Annotated in this window: 11 protein-coding genes; 9 read left to right on the top strand and 2 right to left on the bottom strand. The window is 56.4% G+C overall.

What is annotated here, in order from left to right; genetic code table 11:
- Positions 1-10 precede the first annotated feature (10 nt).
- The 4 genes from AB1724_07945 to AB1724_07930 all read left to right on the top strand — a co-directional run bounded on the left by AB1724_07945 (position 11) and on the right by AB1724_07930 (position 8,424).
- Positions 11-1,306, top strand: a complete 1,296-nt coding sequence (locus AB1724_07945) for an aminotransferase class III-fold pyridoxal phosphate-dependent enzyme (GenBank protein ID MEW6077726.1) — start codon at positions 11-13, stop codon at positions 1,304-1,306.
- A complete protein-coding gene (locus AB1724_07940) occupies positions 1,296-2,219 on the top strand; it encodes a DUF6206 family protein (protein ID MEW6077725.1) in 924 nt (307 codons plus the stop codon). The genes AB1724_07945 and AB1724_07940 overlap by 11 nt, the downstream gene beginning before the upstream one ends.
- Positions 2,220-2,285: 66 nt before the next feature.
- Entirely contained in the window at positions 2,286-6,572 is a 4,287-nt protein-coding gene (locus AB1724_07935; GenBank protein MEW6077724.1) for an amylo-alpha-1,6-glucosidase, read from the top strand.
- 4 nt (positions 6,573-6,576) lie between these two features.
- Positions 6,577-8,424 (top strand): UvrD-helicase domain-containing protein, encoded by a 1,848-nt coding sequence (locus AB1724_07930; GenBank protein MEW6077723.1) that lies wholly within the window; start codon positions 6,577-6,579, stop codon positions 8,422-8,424.
- Positions 8,425-8,429: 5 nt separating this feature from the next.
- Here AB1724_07930 and AB1724_07925 read toward each other — a convergent pair whose 3' ends face one another.
- Entirely contained in the window at positions 8,430-9,548 is a 1,119-nt protein-coding gene (locus AB1724_07925) for an ATP-binding protein (GenBank protein ID MEW6077722.1), read from the bottom strand.
- 275 nt (positions 9,549-9,823) lie between these two features.
- Between AB1724_07925 and AB1724_07920 the strand changes: the two genes are divergently transcribed.
- Positions 9,824-10,270, top strand: a complete 447-nt coding sequence (locus AB1724_07920) for a PPC domain-containing DNA-binding protein (GenBank protein ID MEW6077721.1) — start codon at positions 9,824-9,826, stop codon at positions 10,268-10,270.
- Here the strand turns inward: AB1724_07920 and AB1724_07915 are convergent.
- Entirely contained in the window at positions 10,267-11,595 is a 1,329-nt protein-coding gene (locus AB1724_07915) for a transglycosylase SLT domain-containing protein (protein MEW6077720.1), read from the bottom strand. The two genes, AB1724_07920 and AB1724_07915, sit on opposite strands and share 4 nt — an antisense overlap.
- A 232-nt stretch (positions 11,596-11,827) precedes the next feature.
- On the opposite strand from AB1724_07915, the gene AB1724_07910 reads away from it, so the two are divergent.
- The 4 genes from AB1724_07910 to AB1724_07895 all read left to right on the top strand — a co-directional run bounded on the left by AB1724_07910 (position 11,828) and on the right by AB1724_07895 (position 17,205).
- Positions 11,828-13,651: a clostripain-related cysteine peptidase gene (locus tag AB1724_07910; protein MEW6077719.1), complete on the top strand. Its 1,824-nt coding sequence runs from the start codon at positions 11,828-11,830 to the stop codon at positions 13,649-13,651.
- The gene (locus AB1724_07905; GenBank protein ID MEW6077718.1) at positions 13,651-14,214 is read left to right on the top strand and encodes a hypothetical protein; all 564 of its coding nucleotides are present in this window, start codon (positions 13,651-13,653) and stop codon (positions 14,212-14,214) included. Before AB1724_07910 ends, AB1724_07905 begins: the two co-directional genes overlap by 1 nt.
- 196 nt (positions 14,215-14,410) lie before the next feature.
- Complete coding sequence (locus AB1724_07900) at positions 14,411-15,079, top strand: hypothetical protein (GenBank protein ID MEW6077717.1); 669 nt, start codon at positions 14,411-14,413, stop codon at positions 15,077-15,079.
- Positions 15,079-17,205 (top strand): hypothetical protein, encoded by a 2,127-nt coding sequence (locus AB1724_07895; GenBank protein ID MEW6077716.1) that lies wholly within the window; start codon positions 15,079-15,081, stop codon positions 17,203-17,205. Before AB1724_07900 ends, AB1724_07895 begins: the two co-directional genes overlap by 1 nt.
- The last annotated feature ends 66 nt before the right edge of the window (positions 17,206-17,271 follow it).

Here is a 17,271-nt window from a genome sequence, read left to right as displayed (position 1 = left end):
AGTACCCGCCATGCCGTCTCCGGACTCACGCTCTCTTGAAGCGTTGAAACAACAGGCCATCGTTGATTTCAGCCGTCATGTTTCCTCCGCCAAGGCATGTTTCTGGCAGCAGCTGGAAATGGATGTCGTCATGGGCCGGCGGGAAGGCCCTTTTTTCTGGGATCTGGACGGAAAGAAGCGGTACTGGAACCTGCATTGCAACGGCGGTGTTTACAACCTGGGGCACCGCCATCCTCAAATCATCCGGGAGCTGGAGCTGGCCTTGCGGGACCTGGATATGGGCAACGGCCATCTGATCAGCAAAGCCAGGGCGGATCTGGGAAGACGTCTGGCCGAGTTGATGCCCGGAGACCTGGATTACGTCGTCTTCGGCGTCAGCGGCGGGGAAGCCGTGGACCTGTCCATCAAGGTCGCCCGGGCTTTTACGGGCCGGGCCGGTATCATCTCCGCCCTGGGCGGTTACCACGGCCATACGGGCCTGGCCCTGGCGGCCGGAGACCGCAAGTACCGGGAGCCTTTCGGCCCGTCCTGTCCCGGTTTCCGGCAAGTCCCCTTTAACGACATCAACGCCATGGAAGCGGCCGTTGACGTGGAAACGGCGGCGGTGATTCTGGAAACCGTTCCGGCCACCCTGGGAATACCCGTCCCTTCTACGGATTATTTTTCCGCCGTTGGGCGCATCTGCCATGAACGCGGCGCCCTGCTGATCATGGACGAGGTGCAGACCGGTTTCGGACGGACCGGCAAATTGTGGGGATTTGAACACTTCGACGTTCTGCCGGACATGGTGGTCCTGGCCAAAGGCATGTCCGGCGGCATTTATCCCATTACCGCCACGGTGTTGCGGAAACCCCTGGAATCGGTATTTCACGCCGATCCCCATATCCATGTTTCCACCGGCGGCGGCTCCGAACTGGGCTGCCGGGTAGCGCTCAAAGTGCTGGAATTATCATCGGCCCCGGATTTTCTGGATCACGTCAACCGGCTGTCGGAATATTTCCGGACCGGCATTGAAAAACTGGCCGGCCGTTATGAAGTTCTCCGGGGCCTGCGTCAACTGGGCCTTTTCATGGGCCTGGAGATGGCGGACGAATTTTGCGGCCAGCTGATGTGCAAAGCCGCCTTTGACAACGGATTGTTCATGGTTTACGCTAATAATCGCAAGTCGGTTGTCCAGTTTCTCCCGCCGCTGATTATCACCGTCGACCAGGCCGATGAGATCATGGAAGGACTGGACCGGGCCCTGAAGCTGACCGGGGAGTTGCGGGATTTCTTCGGTCCGGCCGGGGGATCCCATGAGGCTTGATCAGGACCTGCTTACGCGCTTCGAGGCCGGTCTGGATCCGCAACGGATAGAGCGATCAACCGTCCCGGCCGTGATGATCGGATACGGTGAGATCTCGGCTATTTTTCACATCAACGGCGATACCGGCACCGCTTACAAGCGCATGCCTCTTTTTTCTTCCCGGCAGGCGGCGCAGGCATACGCGGAACTGCATGATGAGTATTGCCGGCTGTTACGTCAGGCCGGTCTTGATATTCCGGACAGCGACACGGCCGTGGTGGCGGTGCCGCGGCGGCCGGTCGTTCTGTACATCGCTCAGCGGACCCTGCCGTCAGACTGTTTCTGCCATCGTCTGATCAACACACTGCCGGCCGACCGTATCGGCGATCTGCTGCGGCGGATTATCGCCCAGCAGGAACTGATCCGGAAGTTTAACCAAACCGTCCGTCCTCATCTGGAAATCGCCGTGGACGGCCAGTTGTCCAATTGGGCCATCGACGGTGACATCGATACCGGCCGGATCTGTTTTATCGATACCTCCACGCCATTTATTCGCCGGCAGGGGCGGCAGCAGCTGGATACGGCGCTTCTGCTCCGTTCCGTTCCTTTTCTTGTCCGCCGGCTGACAAAGTTGTTTCTGGCTGACGGCGTACTGGATCGCTATTTTGATCACCGCCAGAACCTGATTGACCTGGTGGCCAACCTGTTTAAGGAACAGCGGCCCGATCTGATTCCCGCGGCCATATCCCTTATGAACGAATCGCTGCCGGAAGCCATCCGTCCGTTGACGGAAAAAGACGTGGCCGCATACTACCATCAGGATCGACGGATCTGGGACCTGTTTCTGGTCCTTCGCCGGATAGACCGGTTTATGGTCACCCGGATTTTCCGGCGGCGGTATGAGTTCATTCTGCCGGGACCGATAAAAAGATAGGGGCGAGGGGGCAAGGGTTCATGGCGCAGGGTTCAAGGGAAAGAGGTAAAGGGGATAATTAAAAAGATGTACTACACCGTCATTCAAACCCCGGCACCAGGCACCCGGATGATTAAATTCCGCGGGGATACCGTTGTTTTTTCCATTTCGGTTTCCGGAAGGATAGACGGGTATGCCTGGCTGCGGACCAATATCGGTCAGGCCTTCGGCACCCGGGAAAGCGTGGTGCGTCATATCGAAGATGATATCCCTCCCCTGGGCGCGGAATGGTTTGACATCCCCATGCGCCGCGTTGATGAGTACCGCTTTCAGGTGACCCTGCCGCTGGCCCAGGTCGGCCATTTTGAGGCTAAATGCTTTTTCATGGAAACGGGCGCCATTCGTCCCACCTGGCCGGAAGGTCCCAACGTCGTGGTCAACGTGGAACCGGCCGATACCTGCTGCGCCAACATCATTTATAACGCCTTTGTCCGCCAGTTCGGTCCCAACCGTGCCGGTCAACACGGCCCTTCGCCCGACGAGGCCGAGTGCATCCGCAAGCTCGATGGCAAGGAGTATTCGGTAATTCCCCGTTCGGGAACTTTCCGCGATCTGATCAGGGAACTGGATTTTATAATCGGTCGCCTGGGCTGCCGTTTTCTTCACCTCCTGCCGATTCATCCTACGCCCACGACTTACGGCCGCATGGGCCGGTTCGGCAGCCCTTACGCGGCTTTGAATTTTACCGGGGTGGATCCGGCCCTGGCGGAATTTGATCCCACCAAGACGCCTTTGGAACAGTTTACCGAGTTGGTGGACGCCGTCCATGCCCGCCACGCTAAAATTATTCTCGATATCGCCGTGAATCACATGGGCTGGGCCGCTAACCTGCATGAGACCCATCCGCACTGGCTGGTGCGGAGCGAGGATGGTGAAATCCATGTGCCGGGCGCCTGGGGCGTCAAATGGATGGATCTGACCAGCCTGAACTATTCCCGGAGGGACTTGTGGCAGTACATCGCCCGGGTGTTTCTGGCCTGGTGCCGCCGGGGAGTCGACGGGTTCCGGTGCGATGCCGGATACATGATCCCCGTACCGGCCTGGACCTATATCGTCGCCATCGTCCGGCAGCAGTTTCCGCGAACGATTTTCTTTCTGGAAGGACTGGGCGGAAAGATTTCCGTTACCCGGGATATCCTGAACCTGGCCAATTTCAACTGGGCCTATTCCGAACTGTTTCAGAGTTACGACCGGGATCAGATCGGGCAGTATCTGCCCGGCGCCATCGATATATCCGGCAGCGACGGACTGACCATCCATTTTGCCGAGACCCACGACAACAGCCGTCTGGCCGCCCGTTCCAGAATTTACGCCCGGATGCGGACCGCGCTTTGCGCCCTTACTTCCGTTCAGGGAGGCTTCGGATTCGCCAACGGCGTGGAATGGTTCGCCACCGAAAAGATTGATGTCCACGAAGCGGTTTCACTGAACTGGGGCGCTGCTGATAACCAGATCGACTTTATCCGCCGCCTGACGGTTCTGCTCAAGAACCATCCGGCCTTTTCCGACGCCGTTTCCCTGCGACTGGTCCAGGCGGGAGGAGGCAACCATATCGTTCTCCTGCGGCATCATCTCCCTACCGGTAAAAAGCTGCTGATCACCGTCAACCTGGATGACGAAAGACCCGTACGATCGTCCTGGGAGCCGGTGGCGGATATGCCGGAATCCGGAACCGTCGATCTTCTGACCGGGAAAGAGGTGGCCGTTACCCGGATTGACGGTCTGCCCGGCTGCGATCTGAGTCCCGGTGAGGTCTGCTGCCTGTCGACCGAACCGGAGGATTTGGATCTGGCCGATGATTCCCGGGATTTCCCGGCGATACCCGAACGGCTGTTACGGCAGCGGTTCCGGGCCCGGGCCATGGAGATTTATTGCCATTATCACGGGACCGGTGATGTGACCGGCGTTGATTTTGACGCCGCCGCCGACCGGCTGAAGGCAAACCCGGAAGAGTACTGCCGCTGCCTGAACCCGGCTTCCGGCGAGAGCCGCGTCGTCCCGTGGCGCTGGTCTCATGACCTGAACCGGGAGGTCATGATCCCTCCCGGGCATTTTCTGATGGTCCTGGCCGAGGCGCCGTTCCGTGCCATGATTATCGATAAGCCCAATGGCGAAGGACAGGTGTGGTCCTTTGATGAGAGCCTTCCCGCGTCGGACGGAACCTGGTTTGTGCTGTTTCGGCCTCAGGAGACGCCGTTTTCAGCCTGTCACCGGTACCTGGAACTGACCGTGTATGCCGCTGACGGGTATCGCCATATCCAGGCTCCGCTTTTATTTCTTCCGGATCCGGACACGGCCTGCCTGAAAACGTGTTACAGCCGCCATGACGTCAAAACCCTGACCCCGCTGCTGCTCGGCACCAATCGCCGGGGCGGGATGCTCCGGGCCCATGCCCTGTGGGGGCAGCTTGATTCAAAATACGACGCCCTGCTGGCGGCCAATCTCAACCCCGATTTCCCGGAAGACCGCTGGATCATGTTCACCCGCTGCCGGGGCTGGACGGTGTATCAGGGCTATTCCCAGGAAATCTGTTTTGACTGCCTGGATACCTTTCAGGTAGAGGGCGATCACGGGGTCTGGCGCTTCAGGATTCCCACCGGCCAGGGCGAACGGATCGACGTGACCGTCGACGTCCGGATGGACCCGGAAGACAATGCCGTCTGTCTTCGTTTTACCCGGGAAAAAATGAACGGCACGCCCGGCGGCCTGGATGATCATATCGGTATTCAATTGATACTGCGACCGGATATTGAGGACCGGAATTTTCATTATATCACCAAGGCCTATACCGGTCCGGAATATTCCTGGCCCAATGCCGTGCGTCCGGAGGCGAACGGATTTGTTTTTGCCCCGGATGTTTCGCGGCAGCTGCGCTTCAGCGCCTCAAGCGGCCGGTTTATCCGGGAACCGGAATGGCAGTATATGGTTCAACACCCCATGGACGCCGAGCGGGGCATGGACGGACATTCCGATCTTTTCAGCCCCGGTTATTTTTCAATTTTATTGCAGGGTGGCGACACGGTGGAACTGGCTGCCGTCGTCAACGGGCCGTCCGGAGGATCGCCGCGGAAAAAAACGCCGCCTCACGCCCGGACCGACCGCTCCGGAGACGGTAATCCGCAAACGCCGCTGTCACTGCTGTCCGCCAACCTGAACCATTATGTGGTCAACCGGGGGGAGTTGAAATCCATTATCGCCGGTTATCCCTGGTTTCTGGACTGGGGCAGGGATTCGCTCATCGCCGTAAGGGGGCTGATCGCGGCGGGAATGACGACCGATGCCCGGGCGGTGATCAGGCAGTTCGGCCGGTTTGAGAGTGACGGCACCCTGCCCAACATGATCCTCGGCAACGATGCCCACAACCGGGACACCTCCGACGCGCCCCTGTGGTTTTTCACCGCCTGCGCCGACATGGTCCGGGCGGAATCTTCCACGGCTTTTCTGGATGAATCCTGCGGCGACAGAACCATCCGTGACATTCTCCGGTCCATTGCCGAGGGTTACCTCCGGGGAACCTACAACAAAATTCACGTCGACAAGGAGACGGGACTTGTTTTCAGTCCCAAGCATTTTACCTGGATGGATACGAATTTCCCGGCCTGCACCCCGCGGCAGGGGTACTGCATCGAAATTCAGGCCTTATGGCATGCCGCCCTGACGCTCCTGTCCGATATCGATAATACGGGAAAAGAGCGCTGGCGTGCCATGGCCGGACAGGTCAGGCAATCCATCATGGATCTGTTTGTCCTTGAAAACGGCTACCTGTCCGATTGCCTGCACGCCGATCCCGGTCAGTCCGCCCGCCAGGCCAGGGCCGATGACGCGCTGCGGCCCAACCAGCTCCTGGCCCTGACCCTGGGCGCGGTTACCGATGAGCCTCTGGCCAGGAAAATACTGGAGGCCTGCCGGACCCTGCTGGTTCCCGGTGCCATTCGCAGCCTGGCCGACCTGCCGGTCGCTTATCCCATCCGGATCGAACATCAGGGCCGTGTGTTGAACGATCCCATTCATCCGTATCAGGGGAAATACCGGGGTGACGAAGATACCAGTCGTAAACCGGCTTATCATAACGGTACTGCCTGGACCTGGATGTATCCCCTTTTCTGTGAAGCCTGGTCCATTCTTTATGGCCCCGGCGGAAACGGGACCGCCCGGGCCCTGCTGGCGGCGAGTCTGGAACTGGCGGTTTGTGGTTGTGCCGGCCATTTACCCGAAATCGTTGATGGAGATTATCCGCACACGCCCCGGGGATGTGACGCGCAGGCCTGGGGCTTGAGTGAGCTGGTCCGGGTCTGGGAATTGTTGAAAGCGTAAAATAATGAAACTGACCCGACAGCAGCAGGAGGCCGTTTTTCACAGCGGCTCACCCGCCCTGGTAACCGCCGGGGCGGGGTCCGGCAAGACCCGGACCCTGACCGCCAAGATCGCCCACCTGGTGTCCGGCGGCTGCCCGCCCGAACGCATTCTGGCTATTACCTTTACCAACAAGGCCGCCGACGAGATGAAAAGCCGGCTGCTTTCAATGACCGGGATTCCGGAAAGCCGTTATCCCTGGGTCCGGACTTACCACAGCGCCTGTTTCCGTATTCTGAGTACCCATTGCGCGCTGCTGGGATACACCCCGCCCCTGCAGATCTATGACGCCTATCATCAGCGGGAGACCTTCAAGGAAGTCCTCCGCGAACTGAATCTGGACATCAAGATGGCGCCGGCCGTCATGGCCGAGATTTCCCGGGCAAAAAATTCCGGTGACCCCTTGAGTTGTTTTGACGCCAAACCTTATCTGTCTTATGCCCCGCTGGCGGATGTGTTTACATTGTACGAGGCCGCGCTGAAATCCCGCAACGCGGTTGATTTTGACAATATCCTGCTGCTGACCCGGGACCTGCTGAAACAGTTTCCTGATGTGCGGCGCCAGTATCAGGATCGGTTTGACTATATTCTGGTGGATGAGTACCAGGACACCAACAATATTCAGGAAGAACTGACCGGTCTGCTCTGCCGGGGAGACAACCTGTTCTGCGTGGGCGATGACTGGCAGGCCATCTATTCCTTCCGGGGGAGCAACATCACCCATTTCCTTTCTTTTGAACGACGCTATGCCGGGGCCAGAATTTTCCGGCTGGAGCAGAATTTCCGTTCCGCGGATGAGATCGTCAAGCTGGCCAATCACCTGATCGAACACAACGCCGGCCGGATGGACAAAACCTGCTTTTCCGACCGGACCGGCGGCGTGGTGGAATGCCATGAATTCATCAACGAAGAAGAGGAGGCCGAATGGGTGGCCGACAAGATCCATGCCCTCCACCGGGCCGGAGTGGAGTTCACCGATATGGCGGTGCTTTACCGGACCAAGTTCACTTCCCTTTTTTTTGAACACGGCTTGAGGGAGGCCCGCATCCCCTATCATCTGCTGGGCGACCGGGGCTTTTTCGACCGTAAGGAAATCATGGATATCAACAGCTATCTACTGGCCGCGGTCTTTCCCAAAGACAACACCGCCTTTGAGCGGATCGTCAACACCCCCCGCCGCGGCATCGGTCCCAAGGCCCTGGCCTCTGTCATGAAATTGAGGACCGGCGATATGGGCCTTCAGGACGCGGCCCGCCAGGCCGTTTCCCAAAAGCTTCTTTCCGGCAAACTCTACAACGGGCTCAAGGACGTTCTGGGCCTGCTGGATGACATCCGGTCCATGAAACCGGACCGGGCCATTGAAGCGGTCATCGACCGGATCCGATACATGGATTATATCAAACAGTATGCCGACGCCAACTCCATGGACTACACCACCCGTATTGAAAATATCGAACAGCTGGTTTACGCCGCCTCCCGCAAGGAATCATTGCTGGAGTATCTGGAAGAGGCATCTCTCATCAGGGAAGACAAGGAGGACGAAGAAGGGAAGGCCGGCGTCAACCTTTCCACCATTCACGCCGCCAAGGGCCTGGAGTTCAAGGCCGTATTCGTGGCCGGATGCGAGGAGAACCTTTTTCCTCACTGGAAGTCCCTGGAAAGCGCTGATGACCTTCAGGAGGAGCGGCGGCTGATGTATGTGGCCATGACACGAGCCGAGCGGTTTCTCTATTTTACCTCAACCGAATACCGCAAGGGACAGTTCAACCGCCGCAGCCGTTTTCTTTACGAAATCGAGCGGCATATGGATTGACGGCTTTACCTGGGGCAGGCAAAGGTGAAGGTCGTGCCGTCGGATTCCGAGGTGGTGAAATTCACCCGGCCGCCGAGAAGCTTTTCGCCGAACAGTTTCATGGAATAGGTGCCGATCCCCCGGCCGGTCTGCTCTTTTGTACTGAAGTTCCGCTGAAATATCCGCAGGGCCACTTCCTTCGGAATGTGCCGGTCGTTCCAAACATGAAAAGAGATCTCACGCTCCTCTGGCGTCATCCATACCTTGACAAGGCCGTTTTCTCCGGTGGCTTCCAGGGCGTTGATGATCATGTTGCACAAGACGCGTAAAAGAAGAGAAATGTCCGTGCGCAAAACATTTTCATCAGCGTCCCGCGGGAAATCGATCCGTTTATTCCGGGCAACCGGATGTCCTGAAAAAAACGAATGAAGTTCCGAAAAGATCTGAGAAATGGTGATATCACGGGCTTTGAGCGGATAATCCCAATTTTCGCTTTGAGACAGGAAGCGCTGTACGGCCATCTCATCCATCAACCGCAGGGCGGCCCGATGAACGGTTTCGGCAAGATCCGAAGGATGCTTGCGGATCAGCAATTCGCTCGCGCCCACGATCATGGTTAGCATATTATTGATATCGTGGAAAAAGGTCCGTTCCAGGGCCGCCCGCTGCTGCTGCCGGGTGATGTCCTGAATAAACAGCAGCAGAAAGTTTTTCCGGTTTATTCGAATCGGATGGGATCGGACCAGCAGGGCCAGGTCCATCTCCTTGCCGTCACGGATGGTCGACAGGGCACAGATTTTTTCTACCGGCAGGCCCCGCTCCAGGCTGGAAACGATGGCAATGGCTGCGCCGCATGTTGAACAGAACGGGGTGGTCCCGCATCCGGAAGGTTCATCGTGCGCGTGAACGCAGCGGACCGCTTCGCCGGGTCGCAAACCCAGGGCTTCCCCGGGGTCGTTAATGCCGAGCAGTCTGAGAAAGGAATCGTTAAGGGCGATAATCTGGCGGTGATCGTCCAGCACGGCCAGCAGGCCGCTGACGGTGTGCAGCAACCCGGAAACAACCGGATCGTGACTGACGATTTCGATTTCGGCGGCAAGGTTTTTTCCGCTGGTCTTCTCGGGCGCGGCAAAATAGGTTTTCATTGTTTTTTAGCCTCGCAAAAAAATGTTGAGATCTTCCGCAACATATCGGGAAACAGGTTCAGTGAGGCTTGAAAATGACAATTGTCCGGGATTCCCCCTTTTCCGCGAGAAGCGATGGCCCCGGGTTCGTGTGCGTGATTTTGGTTATTAATGTAACAGGTATCATCGGTCCGGTCAACGGGGATCGTTTTTTCTGTTCGGATCAGGGGACGGTTTGTGTTATGGATGACCGGATAACATGACTTCAGATAATAACCAGTCTAAAGGAGAAAACGATGAAGTTTTCTGAAGCCCGGCAGGGCCGCATATTTGTGATTCGCCTGGAAGACGGTGAAATCGTACACGAGATCATTGAAAAGTTTGCCCGGGAAAAGACGATAAAAGCGGCGGCCCTGATTGCCGTCGGCGGAGCGGACCGGGGCAGCACCCTGGTGGTGGGACCGGAAGACGGATGCGCCCGCCCGGTTAATCCCATGAAACAGGTCCTCGACAATGTGCATGAAATCGCCGGGGTCGGCACGATCTTTCCGGACGAAGCCGGCAATCCCCTGCTGCACATGCACATGGCCTGCGGCCGGAAGACGAATACGATAACAGGCTGCGTCCGCAGCGGTGTCGCCACCTGGCAGATCATGGAGATCATTGTCCTGGAACTGCTGGACACGCCCGCCCGGCGGCTGCTGGAACCGGACCTGGGGTTTAAACTTTTGAATCCGGATTAATCGGCGTAAATCGCGGAGTCGGGGATTTTCAGGTTCTGCCCCGGGCGGATGACGGCCTGGCGGGAAAGATTATTGGCGGCCAGCAAATCCGTGGGGTCGATCTTGTGCATCCGGGCGATGCGGAAAACGGTATCCCCTTTTTTAACCACGTGGATGCGGTCCTGTTCCTGACGCTTCTGGGTTGTGCCGGCCGGTATCCGGGCGATCATATCGGCAGAGATCTCCTTGCCCCCGGCCGGAATCTTCAGGGCATATCCGCTGGGGACATATTTCTTCCCGCTGTATATTGAGGGCCGCAAAGCCGGGTTCAGTTCCCGGATAACGTCCTCATCCACTCCCAGGTTCCGGATCACATGATTGAGGTAGGCATAGCCCGGCATGACCAGGGTGTTGGTCGGTATGGGGCGGTCCAGTTCCACCCGGCCGAAATATCGTTCATGGTTCTTCGCGGCTTCCCGGGCGGCCAGAAAACAGGGATAGAAATTGCGGGACGCGAATCCAAAAGACGGGCCGCGGTATTCCTTGAAGATCCGGTCATAGGTGCCGCTTTGCTTTCTGGCTTTGAGCATGCTGCCGGTTCCATGATTATAGGCGGTCAGCGCCAGGGGCCATGAATCCAGCAGCTTATGATTTTCTTTTAAAAACGCCGCCGCCGCCCGGGTGGATACCGTCGGGTCACGCCGCTCGTCAAGGGCGTCGTTGACCTTCATGAATTTCCGGGCCGTGGCCGGCATGAACTGCCAGATACCAGCGGCGCCGCACTTGCTGGTGGCATGAAGATCAAAGGAAGATTCCACATGGGCCAGATAAACCAGGTCTCCGGGAAGCCCCTGGTTGATGAAAATTTTCCGGAACTCATCCGTATAACGGCCGGAACGGATCAGCCCGGAGAGGAAACGGCTTTTCTGCCCGGTCTGACAGCGAAGCTGTTCACTGGCCTGCAGATATCTTGAGGGGGGGGCGTCCTTGCCGATAAGGCTGATGATCCGTTCGTCCTCGGGGAAGACCGGCACGGGCGATTTGGCCAATCGGATCAGAAGCGCCTGGTATTTTTCCTTGATGCGTCCGATCCGGTCCTCATTGATTTTTGAAGCTCCGGGATTTTTCGGGTCCTCCAGGGGGATAATACCGTAGATAATGGACAGGTCCGTGTTATCATGCAGAACGCCTTCGGTGACGTCGTAGCGGGTATAGATTTTCAGCCAGAAATCGACATTGGAGCGGATACAGGGATAGGTCGGAAACGGATCCGCGGAAGGATGGTCGGCATAGGCATTGATCCACAGCAACAGGATCACCAGTAACACGGGAACAACCTTTTTCATGCGTACTCCCGGGCAACAGTGTTGGCATCGAGACATCGATAATCAATCTTTTTTATAATATTTTATGTTTGATATTGTTTAGATGTCAACTGTTTTCCGGCTTACCGAATAATAAGCCAGTCCCGGTAATGGCCGTATTTTTCATAATTGAAAATAACACTGCGGTCATGTTATAATTAATTTGTAAAAAAGGCAGCCGATCTAAATAAAACCAGCAAGGAAATCCAGCGCAATGACCAGCCGACAGGGAAAAAACAAAGTGGGCATCTGCTTGTACAAACGTATTGCGGTTCTGCTGACGTGCCTGCTTCTGGCAGGGTGTGGCGGCGGTGGCGGCGGCGGTGGTAATTCAAACAACTCCGGTTCTCCTGATGCCGACTGGACCTATATGGTCTATATGGGCGCGGACAACAACCTGTCCACGGCCGGCCTGGTGGATCTGAACGAAATGGAAACCGCCGGGTCCGATGAAAAAGTCAATATCGTGCTGCAGGCGGAGTTCAGCGAGTTCTACACGGATTTTTCGGTTATCGACCGGGAATTTTATGAAGGCGAAACGCTGCGTTTTCTGGTCCAGAACGACGGCAATCCCGACAACGTCAATCTTGGCGCCGGCCAATCCCTTGGAAACGTCGATATGGGCACGGCCGCCACCCTGACCAGTTTTATTCAATGGGCCAGGGCGACGTATCCCGCCAAACATTACGCCCTGGTGATCTGGGATCATGGAGCGGGCTGGAAAAAATCCGTCCTTTTCAAAGGCGCGGTTCAGGATGAAACCAGCGACTCCTTCATGACCCTTCCGGAACTGGCCGGGGCGGTCCGCAACGCCGGGTTGCATTTTGATGTCATCAATTTTGACGCCTGCCTCATGGCCATGTACGAGGTGGCCTATGAGTTTCTCGAGCTCACCGATTATATGGTTTTTTCCGAGGAGACGGAGCCCGGAGACGGCGATCCTTATGACACGATCCTGGCCGAACTCAAAGTCAGGCCCGATATGACCGGCCGGCAGCTGTCCGATATGATCGTGGAAAAATATTACGCTTATTACAGCGGACCGGGCACCCGTGGGGAAAGAATCACCAAATCCGCGGTAGACATGTCGCTGATCCCGGAACTGCATACGGCCATGATGAACTTTGCCAACGCGATCGTCGCCGACTACGACAATGTTTCCGGCGTGATCGCCCAGGTTCAGGCTAATGCCCAGGGGTTTGAATACGCGGCCAATCTGGATCTGTATGATTTTGCCTCCCGCATCGCCAACCGTCTTCTTACCGGTGCTGTCCGGAATACCGCCCTGGAAGTGAGCAACGCCGTGACAAGGGCCGTGGTCAGTAATCGCACCGTCGGGAATGCCGTCAATGACGCCACTGGGTTGGCGGTGTTTGTCCCCGCCCGGGGACAGGTTTCCAGCGACACGCTGTACGATGACCTCAGGGAATATAATCTGCTGGCCTGCAACCAGATCAGGTCCACCGTCTGGTCGGACGCGGTCGAGACAATAGTGTCCGGCGCTGAGGAGACCCTGCACCCCGGCGGTTTCGCCTTTTATGTATCATGGGATACGGACGCCGATCTGGATCTCTATGTATGGGAACCCAACCTGGAGATTTACGCTCCCTGGATGGGACAGACCACCCCCAACGGGTTTTTCTCCGCGGATTCCTATGACGTCGGTGTATCGGAAGAGTATTACGTGGCCAATGATTATGTCCTGCCCGGACAATATGACGTGTTTATCGAATATTTCAAGGACGGAGCCAACAGCCGGGGAGCCAATGTGGAATTCTGGTATCTGGATCCGGATGTGGGCGAATGGCAGATGACGGGCCCCATCTGGATGGATCTGAGCAATCCCTATACGGGTGATTTCAGCGACCTGGATTCTCTTCTGGATCTAAACGACTACAGCAACTTCTGGTATACGTGGACATTTGACCGGGCCATGCCGGAAGAGGGCGGGGTGACGATCAACGCGGGCGGGCGGCAGGTGACATTCCATATTCCGCCGAAAAAACGCGCCCCCCAGTTGAGTGAGGAGTTGAAGTGATGTTTTGGAAACGAACGTTCATGTGGCTGGCTGCTGCGGGAATACTGGTTGTCGTTACGGGCGCCTGCGGCGTGAAAGCCGTGGCACCATCCGGTACGACCGGCGGGGCGTCCGACAGCGGACAGGTTGCCGGCGGCCCTAAAGCCGTTCTGGGAGAAAACGACCTTACTGAAACCGCTTTTTCGCACAAAATCGAGGACGGGAACAAACCGGTCGCGGAAGGTCCTCTCCAGTCAAACGAATCCGCGCATCCTCCGCGGCCTGCGGACGTCAAGACTGAAGATCAGGGCGTCGGCCCGGGGATGATTCTCCAGGATCCCTCCCGCTATGGATCCGGAGCCGTCACGGTCAGAGGTGTTTTCCTGGGGTGGCGGGGGCCATGCCGCGGCGGTCCGCCGGTTTCGCGCAGCGACTGGATGATTGGGGATACCTCGGGCTGCCTCTATGTGTCCGGCCCCATACCTCCCGGTCTTAACCCGGCCAGGCCATCCAACGAATTAATTTCCGTGACCGGAACCGTGCGGATGAAAAATAACATTCCGTACCTGGACACAGGGCCTTAAAACAATTGTTGCGTTTCACCTCTCTCGTCTTTTTCCGGTTCCCGGCAATTCCCGGCACAATGGAACAGCCCGTTCCGCCGCCCTCCCCGGCGGCGAAGCCATTTTCTTAATGGATAGCCGGAAAACCGATATTTTCATTGAATCTTTTTTTGCCCGGGTATACCAATAGTCAACATTTTTATAACTGGAAAAGGGCATGAAAAACATATTCCTGCATTTGTGTCTTGTGACCGCACTGGTATCCTGCGTTTCGATTCCGGCACGACGCTCCAATGTTGATGGCCCGTTGGAGCAACTTCAGGCGGAAAACCGTCTGCTGAAGAGAAACTCGGAACTGGCCTTGCGGGAAAATGCCGTGCTGAAGACGGAAAACGAGCGCTACCGGTCTGAAATAAACAATCAGAAGAGAAAAATGGAACGGCTTAGGAACGATCTCGATGCCATGGCCACGAAATATGCGGATGACATAAGCCGGGCGGAAGAAGCGTACGATCTGCTCGAGCGGCAGCTGTTGTCATGTCAACAGGAGTGCAGCGATTTAAATGATAGCTTGACGGTTTCCCGGCAAGAATCCGGGGAAAAAGACCGTACCATTGCGGCGCTTGAGAAAGCCAGAGATGAAAGCCGCAACAGGATCACGCTCATGGAAACCGCCGCCGCAGAACAGGAACGACTGATCCGGAATCAGGACGCCGACCTCATGGAAAAGATGCGGCAACTGCAGCAGGCGCAAAAAGAAATAACGGATCGTCAGTCAACCATTGATCATCTGTATAAAGCGCTCAATGCCCTTCAGGGGTCGGCGGGGCAGGCGGACGGCGAGACGAATACCGATGGCATCAACGGGAGTCGGGACGACCGGTGATGAACAAGACAATGTGTCGGATATCCGGGGCCTTTCTGGTCTTGATGTTGACGGCAGCTATTCCGGCCTCCGCCGGGGAAAAGACCGCCAGGTTTCTGTTGACATCAAACCTCAACGGCCGCTTCAACGTATCCGCTAAAGAACATGACCGGCCGGATCCTTTGCTGATCATGGCCCAGTCCCTGCTTCACGAACAAATGACGGATCACGCCGACCTGTACCTGGACCTGGGCAACGCCTTTTATCCGGGCCTGCTGTCCCGGTTTTCCTATGGATCGGTGGTGATGGATTTTCTGGATTCTCTGGACTGCGCGGCTACCCTTGTCTCTTCCATGGATTTGAATATCGGCGTGAGCAATCTGGAGTTCCTGGCAAAAGAGAAGCAGGCACGGCTTCTCTCCGCGAATATTGAAAAGGACGGCAAGCCGTTATTTCTGCCTTTTTTCATCCGTCCGATCAACGGCCGGCGGTATGCCTTTATCGGCCTGTCCTCGGAAACGGGGTTTATCGACGCCGCCGAAAAAAAACTGATGGACGTTTCCCTGAAGGATTATGAAAAAGTTCTGGACCAGGTGATCACCGAGGTCAAGAACCGGGAAGCGGACTACATTGTTCTGCTTTCCGGCCGTTCCTACCCGGACAACTTCGCCATCATGGAAAAATTCGGACGAATCGATCTGTGTATCAGCGGCGGTGACGCCACCGGGGAGCTTTATGCGGTCAAGGCCCGCCGTGTGGATATGGGTGACGGCCGGTCCCTGGTGACACTGACCAACCCCGACGGGTTCTACGTGCTGAATCTTTCCGCCGGAGACCAGCTGGAGGTCCGCGAGCTGAAATTCATACCGTCGTCGCCCCATGAAATCCGCGACGACGGTTATCTTGAATTTGTGGACCGGCTGTCCATCTGGCAGGAACGCTTCGTCCTGGAAGGTGACGTTGAAATTATTCCGGATAACGGCCGCGCTGTTTCGATGGATGCTCTGCGGGTGGCCCAGCTTCTCCGGCACCGGTATGACGCCGAAATTGCTATTGTGGAAAAAAATGCCATATCCCCAGGTCGGATTGCCGGTCCGATCATGTATTCGAATATCCTTGGCATGGTGAAAAACGAATTCCCCATCTTTACCTATTCGGTTTCCGGGGCCGATCTCAGGCAGGTGGCAGGGCAGGAACCGGATTTTGTCATAGCCGGAACCGACGGGGTTTCGGTCCAGGGATATCCCATTGATGATCGCCGCCGATACAAGATCTGCTCCGCCCAGTCCGTATTCGAGCGGGTGGCCAAGCGGTTGAACAAGCCCCTTTCTCACAAGAATTTCTGGAGAACCATGGCCGATGAAATTAAAGAAGATCTCCGGGGAGAGCGGGTACTCGGATTTTCTGATTACGATTATCTGGACCGGCGTTTCCGTACCCTGGTAGACGTCTCCCTGGCCAATTTCTATGATCATGCCGCGGTGGCCCGTGATGACGACATGGATATTCCTCCAGGTAAGCCGCCGGAAACCTATGAAAAATGGGGACTGGAAGATAAGATCGACATCACCGTCTATAACCTGAAACATAAATTTGTGTTCACGCCTTATCTTTTTTATGTCCGGGAGGATGAAAGCTATTTTCAAAATCTTCTCCGGGGAACGTTTTTTTATACTTATAATGAAAATCCTTATCTCAAGCCCTATCACAAATCCCAGGTGGACACGGTCGTCAAGGTGGTGGACAACCTCCGGCCTCTGTTGTTCCGCGAAACTGTCGGCGCTCTCTGGGAGAGGGGGCCTATTACCGGCAAGGTGGGGCTGGGTATTGAAAAGCAGACCCGGGATCCGGAAAAACCGCTGTTCTCCGGTATTGAAACCATCGTCGGGGCCAGGTATGAATGGCGGGAATATCTAAAATACACTTTCGATCTGGATCTGTTTTATTCCCTGGAGCGGGCGGATTTTAACAAGCAACAGATCCGCACCGAAATCACCAATGCCTTTTCGTGCCGGGTAAATTCCTTCCTGGCGGTTTCGGCAAAGCACAAATGGTTCTACTTTTACACCCGGGAAGACAGTGACAGCTACCGGGATTCCCAGGTGTTGCTGTCGCTGGATCTGATAACCGATTTTAAGATTTTCTGATTTTTGTTCTTCCTTGTTGTAAATGAACCAACCCGGGATTATGATTCCTACCTTTGCGTACGGAAG

This window comes from Thermodesulfobacteriota bacterium, from assembly GCA_040753795.1.
Classification (GTDB): Bacteria; Desulfobacterota; Desulfobacteria; order Desulfobacterales; family Desulfosudaceae; genus JBFMDX01.
Note: the sequence above shows the minus strand (reverse complement) of the source record. Positions and strands in the feature narration are given on the sequence as shown.

Excerpts from the sequence above, each read along its gene's own strand:
- AB1724_07910 (MEW6077719.1), top strand. The coding sequence starts at position 11,828 with ATGACCAGCCGACAGGGAAAAAACAAAGTGGGCATCTGCTTGTACAAA.
- AB1724_07920 (MEW6077721.1), top strand. The coding sequence starts at position 9,824 with ATGAAGTTTTCTGAAGCCCGGCAGGGCCGCATATTTGTGATTCGCCTG.
- AB1724_07930 (MEW6077723.1), top strand. The coding sequence starts at position 6,577 with ATGAAACTGACCCGACAGCAGCAGGAGGCCGTTTTTCACAGCGGCTCA.
- AB1724_07945 (MEW6077726.1), top strand. The coding sequence starts at position 11 with ATGCCGTCTCCGGACTCACGCTCTCTTGAAGCGTTGAAACAACAGGCC.
- AB1724_07915 (MEW6077720.1), bottom strand. The coding sequence starts at position 11,595 with ATGAAAAAGGTTGTTCCCGTGTTACTGGTGATCCTGTTGCTGTGGATC.
- AB1724_07935 (MEW6077724.1), top strand. The coding sequence starts at position 2,286 with ATGTACTACACCGTCATTCAAACCCCGGCACCAGGCACCCGGATGATT.
- AB1724_07900 (MEW6077717.1), top strand. The coding sequence starts at position 14,411 with ATGAAAAACATATTCCTGCATTTGTGTCTTGTGACCGCACTGGTATCC.
- AB1724_07895 (MEW6077716.1), top strand. The coding sequence starts at position 15,079 with ATGAACAAGACAATGTGTCGGATATCCGGGGCCTTTCTGGTCTTGATG.
- AB1724_07940 (MEW6077725.1), top strand. The coding sequence starts at position 1,296 with ATGAGGCTTGATCAGGACCTGCTTACGCGCTTCGAGGCCGGTCTGGAT.
- AB1724_07925 (MEW6077722.1), bottom strand. The coding sequence starts at position 9,548 with ATGAAAACCTATTTTGCCGCGCCCGAGAAGACCAGCGGAAAAAACCTT.
- AB1724_07905 (MEW6077718.1), top strand. The coding sequence starts at position 13,651 with ATGTTTTGGAAACGAACGTTCATGTGGCTGGCTGCTGCGGGAATACTG.